13 protein-coding genes and 1 pseudogene are annotated in these 13,324 nt (G+C 41.0%); 5 read left to right on the forward strand and 9 right to left on the reverse strand.

The window, feature by feature from the left end; translation table 11 throughout:
• Positions 1-5: 5 nt before the first annotated feature.
• Positions 6-515, reverse strand: coding sequence for a YciI family protein (locus tag N8A86_RS07325; protein WP_430682196.1), 510 nt, complete (start codon positions 513-515; stop codon positions 6-8).
• Positions 503-976: a CYTH domain-containing protein gene (locus N8A86_RS07330; RefSeq protein WP_273568443.1), complete on the reverse strand. Its 474-nt coding sequence runs from the start codon at positions 974-976 to the stop codon at positions 503-505. The genes N8A86_RS07325 and N8A86_RS07330 overlap by 13 nt, the downstream gene beginning before the upstream one ends.
• A 33-nt stretch (positions 977-1,009) precedes the next feature.
• Between N8A86_RS07330 and dinB the strand changes: the two genes are divergently transcribed.
• The gene (gene dinB / locus N8A86_RS07335) at positions 1,010-2,110 is read left to right on the forward strand and encodes a DNA polymerase IV (RefSeq protein ID WP_273568444.1); all 1,101 of its coding nucleotides are present in this window, start codon (positions 1,010-1,012) and stop codon (positions 2,108-2,110) included.
• Positions 2,111-2,149: 39 nt separating this feature from the next.
• Here dinB and N8A86_RS07340 read toward each other — a convergent pair whose 3' ends face one another.
• From N8A86_RS07340 to N8A86_RS07365, 6 genes and pseudogenes are all read right to left on the reverse strand, one after another.
• A complete protein-coding gene (locus tag N8A86_RS07340) occupies positions 2,150-2,605 on the reverse strand; it encodes a COG2426 family protein (protein ID WP_273568445.1) in 456 nt (151 codons plus the stop codon).
• Between the two features lie 140 nt (positions 2,606-2,745).
• The gene (pyk, locus tag N8A86_RS07345; RefSeq protein ID WP_273568446.1) at positions 2,746-4,188 is read right to left on the reverse strand and encodes a pyruvate kinase; all 1,443 of its coding nucleotides are present in this window, start codon (positions 4,186-4,188) and stop codon (positions 2,746-2,748) included.
• A gap of 3 nt (positions 4,189-4,191) precedes the next feature.
• Positions 4,192-4,656 (reverse strand): IPExxxVDY family protein, encoded by a 465-nt coding sequence (locus N8A86_RS07350; RefSeq protein WP_273568447.1) that lies wholly within the window; start codon positions 4,654-4,656, stop codon positions 4,192-4,194.
• Positions 4,657-4,774: 118 nt separating this feature from the next.
• Complete coding sequence (gene rnc / locus N8A86_RS07355) at positions 4,775-5,509, reverse strand: ribonuclease III (RefSeq protein WP_273568448.1); 735 nt, start codon at positions 5,507-5,509, stop codon at positions 4,775-4,777.
• Between the two features lie 6 nt (positions 5,510-5,515).
• Positions 5,516-6,765: pseudogene (fabF, locus tag N8A86_RS07360) on the reverse strand (beta-ketoacyl-ACP synthase II).
• Positions 6,766-6,870: 105 nt separating this feature from the next.
• Positions 6,871-7,104, reverse strand: a complete 234-nt coding sequence (locus tag N8A86_RS07365; protein ID WP_047247024.1) for an acyl carrier protein — start codon at positions 7,102-7,104, stop codon at positions 6,871-6,873.
• A gap of 163 nt (positions 7,105-7,267) precedes the next feature.
• Between N8A86_RS07365 and purN the strand changes: the two genes are divergently transcribed.
• The 4 genes from purN to N8A86_RS07385 all read left to right on the forward strand — a co-directional run bounded on the left by purN (position 7,268) and on the right by N8A86_RS07385 (position 11,550).
• On the forward strand, positions 7,268-7,861 hold the full coding sequence (purN, locus tag N8A86_RS07370; protein WP_273568449.1) for a phosphoribosylglycinamide formyltransferase: 594 nt from the start codon (positions 7,268-7,270) through the stop codon (positions 7,859-7,861).
• Between the two features lie 59 nt (positions 7,862-7,920).
• The gene (locus N8A86_RS07375) at positions 7,921-8,556 is read left to right on the forward strand and encodes a ribonuclease H family protein (protein WP_273568450.1); all 636 of its coding nucleotides are present in this window, start codon (positions 7,921-7,923) and stop codon (positions 8,554-8,556) included.
• Between the two features lie 122 nt (positions 8,557-8,678).
• Positions 8,679-9,605, forward strand: coding sequence for a PfkB family carbohydrate kinase (locus tag N8A86_RS07380; protein WP_273568451.1), 927 nt, complete (start codon positions 8,679-8,681; stop codon positions 9,603-9,605).
• A 46-nt stretch (positions 9,606-9,651) separates the two neighbouring features.
• The gene (locus N8A86_RS07385; protein ID WP_273568452.1) at positions 9,652-11,550 is read left to right on the forward strand and encodes an amidophosphoribosyltransferase; all 1,899 of its coding nucleotides are present in this window, start codon (positions 9,652-9,654) and stop codon (positions 11,548-11,550) included.
• A gap of 1,077 nt (positions 11,551-12,627) precedes the next feature.
• Here N8A86_RS07385 and N8A86_RS07390 read toward each other — a convergent pair.
• Positions 12,628-13,236 carry a superoxide dismutase gene (locus N8A86_RS07390; protein ID WP_273568453.1) on the reverse strand — a complete coding sequence of 203 codons (609 nt, stop codon included), beginning with the start codon at positions 13,234-13,236 and terminating at the stop codon, positions 12,628-12,630.
• Positions 13,237-13,324: the final 88 nt, after the last annotated feature.

A 13,324-nucleotide genomic window follows, 5' to 3' on the forward strand; every position in this document is an offset into this window, starting at 1 on the left:
AACGCTTATCTCAAAGAGAAACCCTTTGCGGCCCACCATGGGTGTATTTCGATTTGTAATCTGCCCGCCTGTACCATCGGGTCTGAATTCGCAAGACTATCGGCCATTTTTTGTGTAGGCACATTGTAAATGGTAATCCCACGAATATCTCCATCATCTCCGAACGGACCTGAAATATCGGCAAAACCTTGTTCGTACATGCTTCCCAAATGGGCCATGTGGAGGGCTTGTAAACCATCCTCTTCCTCTTTGTTTTGCGAGCGATTAGGCCCTCGTTTCAAAAAGGCGATAAAATACTGTTGCATGAGTACGGTATCTTTGGTCTCTTCATCGACATAATCGAATATTTCGAAACCTTTGGATGTCAGCTCCTCTTTACGTTCTTTGGCTGTTTTTATCGTTTCCGGTTCTTCCTCAAAAGCAAAAGTATTTTCTTCTTTATCCTTGACTTCCTTTTTACAGGATACTATGGCTAGACACAGTATCAAATAAATCATTGATTTCATTTTTTCCAGGTTTTATAGGGTTGTTTGCTTAATTGTGAGTTGTAATAGTTGACGTTTCCGGTTACCTCTTCGCCAAGCCATTCGGGCTTTTCGATAGTTTCGTTTTCATCGTTCAGTTCCACCTCCGCAATAATCAATCCTTGGTTTTCTCCATAAAATTCATCCACCTCGAAAATATGTTTTCCAACGGGGATTTTGAACCTTGTTTTTTCGATTATGCCCTCTTCACAAAGGTCAAGAAGGTTCTCCGCATCCTCAACCGAAATTTCGGTTTCCCATTCAAAACGCGACGTTCCTGAGACATTCGATTTGCCTTTTATGGTCAAATACCCAAAGTCCCCAGAAATACGAACCCTGACCGTTCTTTCTTTATGGGTATTGAGAAACCCCTGAACAATTCGCTCTTTGGATATGGCTTCTTTACGATAGCCATGAGAGGTTACCAAAAACTTTCGTTCTATTTCTACCATAGGTTCTTATCGAAGTTGTTATAAATTTACAATATGGAGATGGATTTCCTTTTACGAAAAATCATCCATGTAGATATGGATGCATTTTATGCTTCCGTAGAGGAATTGGACAATCCTGAATTGAAGGGGAAACCAGTTGCGGTCGGAGGAAGTGAAAAAAGGGGCGTGGTCTCCGCCGCCAACTACGAAGCAAGAAAATATGGGGTGAGAAGTGCTATGAGTGGCTATTTGGCGAAAAAGAACTGTCCGCATATTATTTTTGTCAAACCTCGATTCGCCCGGTACAAAGAAATCTCTAAACAGATACGAAGTATTTTTTTCGACTATACTGACCTGGTCGAACCGCTTTCTTTGGATGAGGCCTATTTGGATGTTACCATAAATAAAAAAGGAAATCCGTCGGCTACTTTTATTGCCCAAGAAATCAGAAAACGAATTTTTGATGAAGTCGGATTGGCCGCTTCCGCAGGAATTTCCATCAATAAATTTATTGCCAAGGTCGCCAGCGATATCAATAAACCCAACGGGCAGAAAACCGTGAATCCTGAAGAAGTCATACAATTTCTGGAAGAATTGGAAATCAGAAAATTCTATGGTGTGGGCAAAGTGACTGCCCAGAAAATGTACAAACTCGGAATTTTTACAGGTAAAGACCTCAAAGAAAAGTCCGAGGAGTTTTTGGCGGAGAAATTCGGAAAGAGTGGATCGTATTATTATCATGTCGTTCGCGGCGTTCACAACAGTGAGGTTAAACCGCACCGCATTCCGAAATCGGTGGGTGCCGAACGTACCTTTAGTGAAAACCTCAGTAGTGAAATCTTTATGCTGGAACGTTTAGATCATATTGCCGAAGAGTTGGAGCGACGCTTGACAAAATCAAAAATTGCCGGGAAAACCGTGACCTTAAAAATAAAATACAGTGATTTTACTTTGAATACCAGAAGCAAGACCCTCCCCTATTTTGTTGCCAACAAGAACCTTATTCTTGAAACTGCCAAAGAATTGCTCTATCAAGAAGAATTACAAAATTCGGTACGTTTGCTGGGTATTTCGTTGGCCAATCTCAATACTGAAAAAAAGAAAACCGAACTCGTACAAGAATCGGTTTCGGTACAGTTGAAGTTTGATTTTTAGACGCTTTTGATATTGCTTGTAGGCAAATTAAAATGAAGATTACATAGCTCTCATAGAGGCCAAGGTAGCAAACCAGATTATTGCCGAAGAGATAAAAATACCGATGGTATTGGCCCAGAAGGCTTTTTGCTTTTCAATCTTAAATAAATACGTGGCAATACTACCTGCATAAACCCCTGTACCTGGCAAGGGAATCATCACGAATAAAACGAGTCCGAAAAAACCATACTTTTTGATTTTGTCCCCCGAACCTGTTTTCGCCTTTCTTGCGACGAACAATGCCGATTTCTTGTAGAATGTCCATTTGGTCAGATAGCGATTGATTCTTTCCAAAAAAAACATCATCATAGGAAAAACAAGTACGTTGGCAAGAAAACAAAGCAGAAAGACCCAATAGATATTCAGCCCTTTGAGCATACCATACGGAATACCGACTTTGGCCTCGCCAAAGGGTGATAAGCTCCACAAAATGGCTACAATAAAATCTATTATCAAAGTGACTTTTTTGGAAATGCTAAACTAACGATCCATTTAATCGTGCAGTATATTTTAACCCTTAAAAAAGAATTAAAGTTCTATAAAAAAGTCCTGATCTGTGCGGTCAGGACTTTTGTTTTTCTTTCAAAATTTTCTATTTAAAAACTACAGGTTTCAATTTCGGTCACGCGAAGTGTGTTGACCATACCCTTATCTTTTATGGGCATAGCCGCAAGGCTGATCAACATATCGCCAACATCCAAAAAGCCTTTTTTGCAGGCGATTGCATTTACGTCTTCGATAGTCTCATCGGTGGATACGTATTTATCGTAATAAAATGCTTTTACACCCCAGAGCAAGTTGAGTTGAGTCAGTATTCTTCTATTGGAGGTAAACACCAAAATATGGGCACTCGGTCGCCAGGCAGATATTTGAAAAGCCGTATAGCCACTGTTGGTCAAGGTTGAAATTGCCTTCGCCTTGATCTCGTTGGCCATAATCGCAGCGTGATAACAAATGGATTTGGTGATGTATCTTTTCGTTCTAATATGCGGTGGATCATGTGGTACTTGAATCAACTCGGATCCCTCGACACTTTTGAGAATACTAGTCATTTTTTCAATTACCTGAACGGGGTAGTTACCTACCGAGGTTTCTCCCGAAAGCATTACGGCGTCTGCACCATCCATTACCGAGTTGGCGACATCATTTACTTCGGCCCTTGTCGGGGTCAAGCTCGTTATCATGGTTTCCATCATCTGGGTGGCAATAATCACCGGAATACGTGCTTTTTTGGCACGTAATACCAATTGCTTTTGGATCAATGGAACTTCCTGGGCCGGAACCTCAACACCCAAATCGCCACGGGCCACCATGAGTCCGTCACAGTAGGCCACGATCTTATCAATGTTTTCTACGGCTTCCGGTTTTTCTATTTTGGCGATAATCGGAATCTTATGTTCTGAATGTTCTTTGATGATATTCTGTAGATCGATCAGATCTTGGCTAAAGCGCACAAAGGAAAGTGCGATCCAATCCACATCTTGTGAAACAGCAAAAATGGCATCTTTGATATCCTTTTCAGTAAGTGCCGGTAACGAAATATTCGTATTGGGTAGGTTCACCCCTTTTTTGGATTTTAAAGGTCCGCCTTGAATCACTTTAGCCTTCACTTCGTTCTCGCCATTGGTAGTGACCACTTCGAACATTAATTTACCGTCGTCAAGTAGAATGCGTTCCCCCGGTTTTACATCTTTGGGGAAAGCGGTATAGTTCATATATACTTTTTCAGCAGTGCCTTCGAAGGGTTTTCCCGTAACAAAGGTTATCTCGTCATCTGGAGATACGACAACTTCACCTGCCATGACACCGACCCTGAGTTTCGGGCCCTGTAAGTCCGCTAAAATGGAAACATTGGTCTCCATTTCTTCATTTAACTCACGGATCATTTTGATCCTTTCGGCAACATCTTCATAATTGGCATGTGAAAAATTGATTCTAAAGACGTCGACACCGGCCTCTATCATATTCTTCAGCACATTTTTTTTACTAGTGGCGGGGCCTAGGGTAGCCACTATTTTGGTTTTCTTCTTCGTCGGCATTCATTAAAATATTAGGTGGTTCTTTGATTTTAGTTTTTCTGTGTCTATTCTGTATGCGGTCAATACTTTGGGCATTTCCAATAGCTTCTTCACAATTTTATGGATGTGGTCCAATTCATCTTGTTCGATTTTCAATAGATAATCGACCTCTTTGTATTCAGGTAAAACATAATGTTTACTGAACGAAGGCTCATCGACAAAAAGATCCTCCCCGGCTATATGCAGTTTTTTAATACTTCCATTGGTAATCAATGTCCAATAACTATCGTTTATAGTATCGTTCCACTCAAAAATCGGGAAGGTGGTGAACGGAGATAATTCCAAGTCTTTCGAACATCTTTTAAATTTGGTCTTTAAATTTTGATTTAAGGCATATACCAAGGCATGGTCTTCAAGGCTGCTATGTACGGCAATAATGGCAAAAGAATCTTCATAAAGGTCCTCGGTAATCCTGTGTATTGCTGCCATAAATCTGCAAAAACGTAAATGTAAAGATAGGATTAATAACGAATAAAGCCTAGTTGAGCTATTGGTTTTACCTAAAATCGGGAAATGATAACGTTTTGGTAAATCAATTTCCGTATTTCTATTTGTCCATCTTGTCTTGAAGTGCAAAAAAGGCGCGTTTTGATGCGCGTTCTTCTGCTTTTTTCTTCGAGGTGGCACGGGCTTTGGCGATGACGCCGCCGTCTATGGAAAGTTTGACAGCAAAATGCTTAAGTGCATCATTGCCAGTATCTTCGTAAACATTGAAGTCAAAAGTCTTTTTTTCTTTTTGACACCACTCGATGACCAAACTTTTATAACTGATTACTTTGCCCTCTAATTGTTCAATGTCTACATAGGGCTCTATCACGCGCTCATTGATGAACTTTTCGCAATATCTGTAACCACGATCTAGGTAAATGGCTCCGACCAAGGCCTCGAATACGTTGCCATGAATATTTTCCCCAAAATGTGTTTTCGGAATGCGGCTCTCGACGAACTTGATCAGATTCAGGTCTTTGCCCAATTCGTTAAGATGTTCCCTACTCACGATTTTTGATCTCATTTTGGTAAGGTATCCCTCATCGCCCAGCGGTACGACATCGTAGATATGTCTTGATATGATCGTACCCAGCATCGAGTCTCCCAAAAACTCGAGGCGTTCGTAGTTCATTGGGTTTCCATCCTTATCTTTTTTGTTGGCCGATCGGTGTAGAAAAGCCTTTTTGTAGATTTTTAATTTTTTAGGCTTGAATCCAAGTATTTTAGTCATCCCCAAAAAAAAATCCCCATCCTCTTTGGCATGGGAATTAAATAAATTAGATGGGAAATTCATTTTAAATTAACTGATTTTCTTGAAAACCACGCAGGCGTTGTGGCCACCGAAACCAAAGGTATTGCTCAAGGCGACATTAACTTCCCTTTTCTGGGGTTTGTTCAGCGTCAGGTTCAATTTAGGGTCAATATTTTCATCGACCGTAGTGTGATTTATAGTAGGCGGAACAATACCATGCTCCATAGCCAATATTGAGGCAATGGCTTCAATTGCCCCCGCCGCACCCAAAAGGTGTCCGGTCATTGATTTTGTGGAATTGATATTGATGTTCGGCGCATGTTCTCCAAAAACTTCGGAAATAGCTTTCAATTCGGCAACATCACCTAAGGGAGTAGAAGTACCGTGGGTATTTATAGCATCTACATCTTCCGGTTTTAGTCCAGCATCGGCCAAACAATTCTGCATCACGCGCACAACACCGATTCCATCGGGATGTGGGGCCGTCATGTGATAAGCGTCACTTGATAGGCCTCCACCGACAACTTCGGCATATATTTTTGCCCCCTAGCTTTGGCATGCTCGTATTCTTCAAGAATCAAGGCCCCTGCTCCTTCGCCTAGAACAAATCCATCTCGGGTAGCATCGAAAGGTCTGGACGCCGTTTCAGGACTCTCATTTCGAGTTGAAAGGGCGTGCATAGCACCGAAACCACCCATTCCGGCAATGGTTACCGCAGCTTCACTTCCTCCCGTAACTATAACATCGCAATATCCTAAACGTATATAATTTAGGGCATCGATCATCGCATTTGCCGAAGAGGCACAAGCCGAAACCGTGGTATAGTTCGGTCCCATGAATCCATGTTTAATGGAAATATTTCCTGGAGCGATATCTGCGATCATTTTAGGAATGAAGAAAGGGTTGAAACGAGGGGTTCCATCACCATTGGCAAAATTCATCACCTCGTTCTGAAAGGTTTCAAGTCCACCAATTCCTGCTCCCCAAATAACACCGACCCTGAACTTGTCGATATCGTCTAAATTTAATTTCGAATCGAGTATCGCCTCATCTGAAGAAATGAGCGCATATTGTGCGAAGCGATCTAACTTACGTGCTTCTTTACGATCGAAATAATCCTCAGGATTGTAATTCTTTAGTTCACAAGCGAATTTGACCTTGAATTTTTCAGTGTCGTAATACGTAACCGGTGCACAGCCACTCTTTCCGTTCACCAAACCATCCCAATATTCCTGAATATTGTTACCTATCGGTGTTAGCGCACCCAACCCGGTAACCACAACTCGTTTTAACTGCATTGCGCTTTTTTTAGGTCTTATATGTCAAAGGTAAATTAAAAAAATTATCCATGCAGTACGGTTACCACATGGATAATTTTGAAACGCGTTCAAGAAAGCATAAAATTACTTCGCTTCTTCTATATAACTTATGGCCTGGCCAACAGTTGCGATGTTCTCAGCTTGATCGTCAGGGATTTGAATATCAAATTCTTTCTCGAATTCCATGATCAACTCAACAGTATCCAATGAATCTGCCCCTAAGTCGTTGGTAAAGCTAGCTTCTGATACCACTTCGTTCTCATCAACTCCCAGTTTATCAACAATGATAGCTTTAACTCTTGATGCAATGTCTGACATAATAATATTGGTTTTAAAAATTTAAATTGTTGGCAAAAATAAAAAACTTTGGTTGAATAACACCATTTGTCGTTAAAATGTCAGTCAATTTAAGAAATTTAAACACAAACATGGTATTTTAGCCCCCAAATAATTCTTCTTCGGTAATCGTCTTTCTCTTTGTATGAAACGTATTGTACTTTTTGCCTCTGGTTCTGGATCTAATGTTGAAAACATAGTACGCTACTTTCATAACGAGCCGAACGTTACTATAGCCGCTGTCTTGACTAACAAAAGGGATGCCAAAGTTTTGGAAAGATGCAACAATTTGAAAATCAATGGTCTATATTTCAATAGGAATGCCTTTTACACGACTGATTGTGTACTTGACATACTAAAAACATTCAATCCGGATTTAATTGTCCTCGCCGGATTTCTTTGGAAAATGCCGGAAAAGATCGTTCGTTCCTTTCCAGGGAAAATCATTAACATCCATCCCGCGCTCTTACCAAAATATGGCGGCAAAGGCATGTATGGTAACCACGTGCATCAAGCCGTAAAAGATAGTGGGGATATCGAAACCGGAATCACTATACATTACGTGAACGAAAATTATGATGAAGGGGCCATTATAGCACAAGAAAAAGTTGCCATCAAATCGAACGACTCCACTGAAAAGATAGCCGAAAAAGTTCATGCACTTGAATATGAACACTTTCCCAAGACGATTGCGAAGTTGTTGGGCCTCTCCATGGCCTCCCCGGAAACGCAGAAATAGCGTTTCCGACCCCTCCCAAGGAGGGGTAAAAATGGTAGCTTTGATATAACAATACTACTATGGCCAAAAAAGAAAAGTTTTACACCGTCTGGAAAGGGAAAAGACCGGGAATTTATACCACTTGGGCTGATTGTAAGGCTGCAATAACCGGGCACAAAGGGGCCCAGTACAAATCGTTTTCAACGTTTGAGGCGGCCAAAAAGGCCTTCAATGGAAATTACGAAGATTACAAAGGGAAGAAAAAAGGCGAATCTTCCTTAACCCCCGAAGAACTTCTGAAATATGGTTCGCCGAATTACCACTCCATTTCGGTAGATGCCGCATCAAGCGGAAACCCCGGGGTCATGGAATACCAAGGGGTCGATACCAAGACAAGTAAAAAATTGTTCCGACAAGGGCCTTTTCCTGAAGGCACCAATAATATCGGCGAGTTTTTGGCCATCGTACACGGACTAGCTTTTTTAAAAGAGCGAAATAGTGACCGCATCATCTATACCGATTCTCGAACGGCCATGAGTTGGGTGCGCAAGAAGACCTGTAACACAAAACTCAAAGAGACTACAAAAAATAAGAAACTTTTTGATTTGGTGCGTCGCGCCTTGGATTGGTTGAACAAAAACAATTACAATACGCCAATCGTGAAATGGGAGACGAAAGCTTGGGGGGAGATTCCTGCTGATTTTGGGCGGAAATGAACGATTTCTTATCCGTTTATCGTAAAAGTATTCCTCTGAACAATTTTTAATAACTTGATTTATTTACCGCTCACTAATCGGTGTTCAATATCGTATCTTTGCACCAAATTCAAACACATTTAATGGGAAAATTGGTAATCGTAGGTACAGTCGCCTTTGACGAAATCGAAACTCCTTTCGGTAAAACGGATAAAATATTGGGCGGTGCCGCTACATTTATCGGTCTCGCCGCTTCACAGTTCGATGTGGATTCAGCAATCGTCTCGATTGTAGGCGAGGACATGGATCAAGAACATCTCGACCTTCTCGCCAGCAAGGGAATAGACTTATCAGGACTTGAAATCGTTAAAGGGGGTAAAACCTTTTATTGGAAAGGAAAATATCACAACGACCTGAACTCAAGGGATACCTTGGTGACCGAATTGAATACGTTGGCAGATTTCAATCCAGTTGTGCCCGATGCCTTTAAAGATGCCGATGTGGTCATGTTGGGCAATCTGCACCCAAGTACGCAGCTGAGTGTAATTAATCAAATGGAAAAACGACCAAAGCTCATTATACTCGATACGATGAACTTTTGGATGGACAATGCACTGCCTGAATTAATGGAAACCATAAAACATATCGATGTTATTGCCATCAATGATGAAGAAGCGCGCCAACTGACAGGGGAATATTCTTTGGTCAAGGCCGCTGAAAAAATACAGACCATCGGGCCAAAATTCGTGGTTATCAAAAAGGGGGAGCATGGTGCCTTGTTGTTCCATAAGGACAATGTGTTTTTTGCCCCGGCATTACCGTTGGAAGAAGTTTTTGACCCCACCGGAGCAGGGGACACCTTCGCCGGGGGTTTCGCAGGCTATATTGCCGCAACCGGAAATACGACATTCAATGGTTTGAAAAACGCCGTTATACATGGTTCAAATCTAGCCTCCTTTAGTGTTGAACGCTTTGGCACAGAACGTATGCAAGATTTAGATAGGGCCGAGGTCAATAAAAGGTTGCACCAGTTTAAGACCCTGACCCAATTCGATATTGAATTAAAATAAGTTAAATGTGCCCTGAATTTCAGGGCTTTTTTAATAGCTTTATATAATGAGTGATGCCATTAAACATGAATGCGGTATATCGGTAATACGATTGTTAAAACCCTTGGAATACTATAAGAAAAAGTATGGTACGGCTTTTTATGGTGTCAACAAGATGTACCTTATGATGGAGAAACAACACAACCGTGGCCAAGACGGTGCGGGTTTCGCCAGCATCAAGTTGGATATGGCTCCTGGGGAACGTTTTATGAGCCGTGTACGCTCTATAGAACAGCAGCCTATTCAAGATATTTTCGCACAGATCAATGACCGGATAAACACCACTTTGAAAGAGCATCCCGAATATGTGAACGATGTTGCTCTTCAGAAAAAACACATTCCTTATATAGGCGAGGTTTTACTAGGTCATGTGAGATATGGCACCTTCGGCAAAAACAGTATGGAGAGCGTACACCCGTTTCTTCGTCAGAACAATTGGATGCACCGAAACCTTATCGTTGCCGGAAACTTCAACATGACCAATGTCCATGAGCTTTTCGACAACCTAATACAATTAGGACAGCATCCTAAGGATATGGTCGATACGGTGACCGTCATGGAAAAAATAGGCCATTTTCTAGACGATGCCGTTGCAAAACTCTACAAGAAGATTAAAAAAGAAGGATATACCAAACAAGAGGCATCCCCTCTTATTGCCGAACGTATCAAAGTTTCAAAAATACTAAGAAGAGCAGCCAAGAATTTTGATGGAGGCTATGCCATGGCAGGCCTATTTGGCCACGGAGATGCCTTTGTGCTTCGTGATCCTTCCGGCATCCGACCCGCATATTACTATCAAGATGACGAGGTCGTGGTAATGGCTTCGGAAAGACCTGCGATCCAAACCGTATTCAATGTTAAATATGAGGAGGTCAAGGAACTGGATCCCGGCCATGCCATCATTGTCAAAAAGAACGGAGACGTTTTCCTTGAGGAAATATTGGAACCTAGGGAGCGTAAGGCCTGTTCTTTTGAGCGTATTTATTTTTCTAGGGGAAGTGACCAAGAAATCTACCAAGAGCGAAAAGAATTAGGGAAGCTGATCTTCCCCCAAATATTGGAATCCATAAATCATGATATCAAGAATACGGTCTTTTCCTATATTCCGAATACGGCCGAGACTTCGTTCTACGGTATGGTCAAAGAGGCCCAAAACTATTTGAACAAAAAGAAAGAAGAACAGATTCTTACCATTGGGGCAAAGATTACCAGCAAGGAACTTCACGAGATCTTGGAGATTCGCCCTAGAATCGAAAAAGTCGCCATAAAGGATGCCAAGCTAAGAACCTTTATAACGCAAGACAGTAGTAGAGACGATTTGGTAGCGCATGTTTATGACATCTCATACGGATCTGTTGAAAAAGGTGACAATCTCGTCATTATTGACGATAGTATAGTTAGGGGAACCACATTGAAAAAGAGTATTTTAAGAATTCTGGATAGACTTTCCCCAAGCAAAATAATAGTGGTTTCTTCTGCACCCCAGATCCGTTACCCAGATTGCTATGGTATAGACATGGCCAAGCTTGAGGATTTTATAGCCTTTAAGGCAGCACTAGCCTTACACCAAGAACGTCTGACCATGAATTTGGTCGATGACATCTATGAAAAGTGTTTACAACAGGTCGATACCAAAGATCAAGATGTTATCAACTATGTCAAGGAGTTCTATGCGCCTTTTACAGCTGAAGAAATTTCCCAGAAAATTGGCGAACTCTTGAGTCCCAATGATATTAAGGCCGAAGTTCAAATCATCTATCAAACCGTCGAAAATTTACATCTTGCTTGCCCTAAAAATCTTGGTGATTGGTATTTTACAGGAGATTACCCCACTCCTGGTGGAAATCGAGTCGTAAACCGGGCATTTATCAACTTTTTTGAGGGCAAAAATGAAAGGGCCTATTGAGATTAAATATCGATGAAATACAACATTTTATGTAGTTCGTCGATAAATATCGTTGTTCATCGGTATTATAGCCTCTTTGGCGATCCGCCCGACTATTTTAGACTTGCCATAGCATAAGTAGGTTAAGTTCATGGTAAGATTTGGGGCAAAAAAGGTGGAGACTTCTCCACCTTTTTTATTTGGACACAGGGCCATCTCTTTTTTTGATTAAAGCTAAAATACTATAGGTCTCTTACTTTACATTTTCATTCATTAAGTCACTTCACCCTATTTATGGACCTTTTAACAAAGATGTTTTACCAGCGTATAAGCTAGCAGTATATTTGGAGAACCATAGCATAAGTAGGTTAAGTTCATGGTAAGATTTGGGGAAAAAGGCGGAGCATTGCTCCGCCTTTTTATTTATCATGAATTCCACAAACCCCATTCTTTGAACTTTTAATGCTGTTGAACTCATCCTGAGTCATTATTTTACCTGTTGGCGCTAGATAACAAGTAGACCCTTTTTTCAACTACTACTATTTTTAGGTAATGATAGTGTCGAAGAAAACGATGATACTGATTTTCTAAGCTATATTCTCAATACTATATGTATTCTATTCGCTTGACATTGTATCATTTTTCTGTACGCTTTATAGGACAATAACCTTGAAAACGCACTTTAACCGTATATATGGATTTTCGTCTAAAACATTTCTCCATAGCCCTTTGAAGGTCTATTTTTGGAGAACCATAGCATAAGTAGGTTAAGTTCATGGTAAGATTTGGGGAAAAAGGCGGAGCAATGCTCCGCCTTTTTTATTTGCGTGAAACCCAAGCATTTAACAAGGTTAACCCCACTTCTTGCTTTCTTTAGGGCTTTTATTTATACCCAAACACTATTAAAATTTCTTAAAATTTCTTTTTTATTTCCCACAATACCAGTAATTTAGTATTGCCATAGCATAAGTAGGTTAAGTTTATGGTAAGATTTGGGACGAAAAGGGTGGAGACTTCTCCGCCCTTTTCTATTTTAAGAAACCATAAAAAAACCTCCCTCTTTTACAAGGGAGGTTTTTTTATACTATGTGTATTTGCTTATTTGCCGGCCGCATAAAGCTCGGCAACCTTATCCCAATTGATAACATTGAAAAACGCGTTCACATAATCAGGGCGTCTGTTTTGATAGTTCAGATAATAGGCATGCTCCCAAACATCCAACCCTAAAATTGGGTGACCTCCGCAGCCTGTATTCGGCATCAACGAATTATCTTGGTTGGGCGTAGAACAAATATCTACTTTACCCCCTGGGTGCACACATAACCATGCCCAGCCCGATCCAAATCTCGACCCGGCCGCTGCACTGAATTTCTCCTTAAACGTTTCGAAAGACCCAAAAGCATGGTTGATGGCGTCGGCCAATTCTCCTGAAGGAGTTCCGCCACCATTGGGAGACATTACTTCCCAAAACAATTTATGGTTGTAGAACCCGCCCCCGTTATTACGGACAGCACTGTTCGACATGTCAAGATTCTTTAATATATCTTCGATGGTCTTTCCTTCAAGATCCGTGCCTTCGATAGCCGCGTTCAATTTTGTGGTATAGCCATTATGATGTTTGGTATGGTGAATCTCCATGGTGCGGGCATCGATATGTGGTTCCAGTGCATCATAGGCATAGGGTAATTTAGGTAGTTCAAAAGCCATTTTATAGTGTTTTTAGATTAATAATTATGTTCCTCAAATTTACGGATTTTAACAAAGATAATGCACTAATTATTTGTTAAGAACTCTG

It is taken from the genome of Maribacter halichondriae, assembly GCF_027474825.1.
Taxonomy (GTDB): domain Bacteria; phylum Bacteroidota; class Bacteroidia; order Flavobacteriales; family Flavobacteriaceae; genus Meishania; species Meishania halichondriae.

Excerpts from the sequence above, each read along its gene's own strand:
- N8A86_RS07330 (WP_273568443.1), bottom strand. The coding sequence starts at position 976 with ATGGTAGAAATAGAACGAAAGTTTTTGGTAACCTCTCATGGCTATCGT.
- dinB (WP_273568444.1), top strand. The coding sequence starts at position 1,010 with ATGGAGATGGATTTCCTTTTACGAAAAATCATCCATGTAGATATGGAT.
- pyk (WP_273568446.1), bottom strand. The coding sequence starts at position 4,188 with ATGCCGACGAAGAAGAAAACCAAAATAGTGGCTACCCTAGGCCCCGCC.
- N8A86_RS07350 (WP_273568447.1), bottom strand. The coding sequence starts at position 4,656 with ATGGCAGCAATACACAGGATTACCGAGGACCTTTATGAAGATTCTTTT.
- rnc (WP_273568448.1), bottom strand. The coding sequence starts at position 5,509 with ATGAATTTCCCATCTAATTTATTTAATTCCCATGCCAAAGAGGATGGG.
- N8A86_RS07365 (WP_047247024.1), bottom strand. The coding sequence starts at position 7,104 with ATGTCAGACATTGCATCAAGAGTTAAAGCTATCATTGTTGATAAACTG.
- purN (WP_273568449.1), top strand. The coding sequence starts at position 7,268 with ATGAAACGTATTGTACTTTTTGCCTCTGGTTCTGGATCTAATGTTGAA.
- N8A86_RS07375 (WP_273568450.1), top strand. The coding sequence starts at position 7,921 with ATGGCCAAAAAAGAAAAGTTTTACACCGTCTGGAAAGGGAAAAGACCG.
- N8A86_RS07380 (WP_273568451.1), top strand. The coding sequence starts at position 8,679 with ATGGGAAAATTGGTAATCGTAGGTACAGTCGCCTTTGACGAAATCGAA.
- N8A86_RS07385 (WP_273568452.1), top strand. The coding sequence starts at position 9,652 with ATGAGTGATGCCATTAAACATGAATGCGGTATATCGGTAATACGATTG.
- N8A86_RS07390 (WP_273568453.1), bottom strand. The coding sequence starts at position 13,236 with ATGGCTTTTGAACTACCTAAATTACCCTATGCCTATGATGCACTGGAA.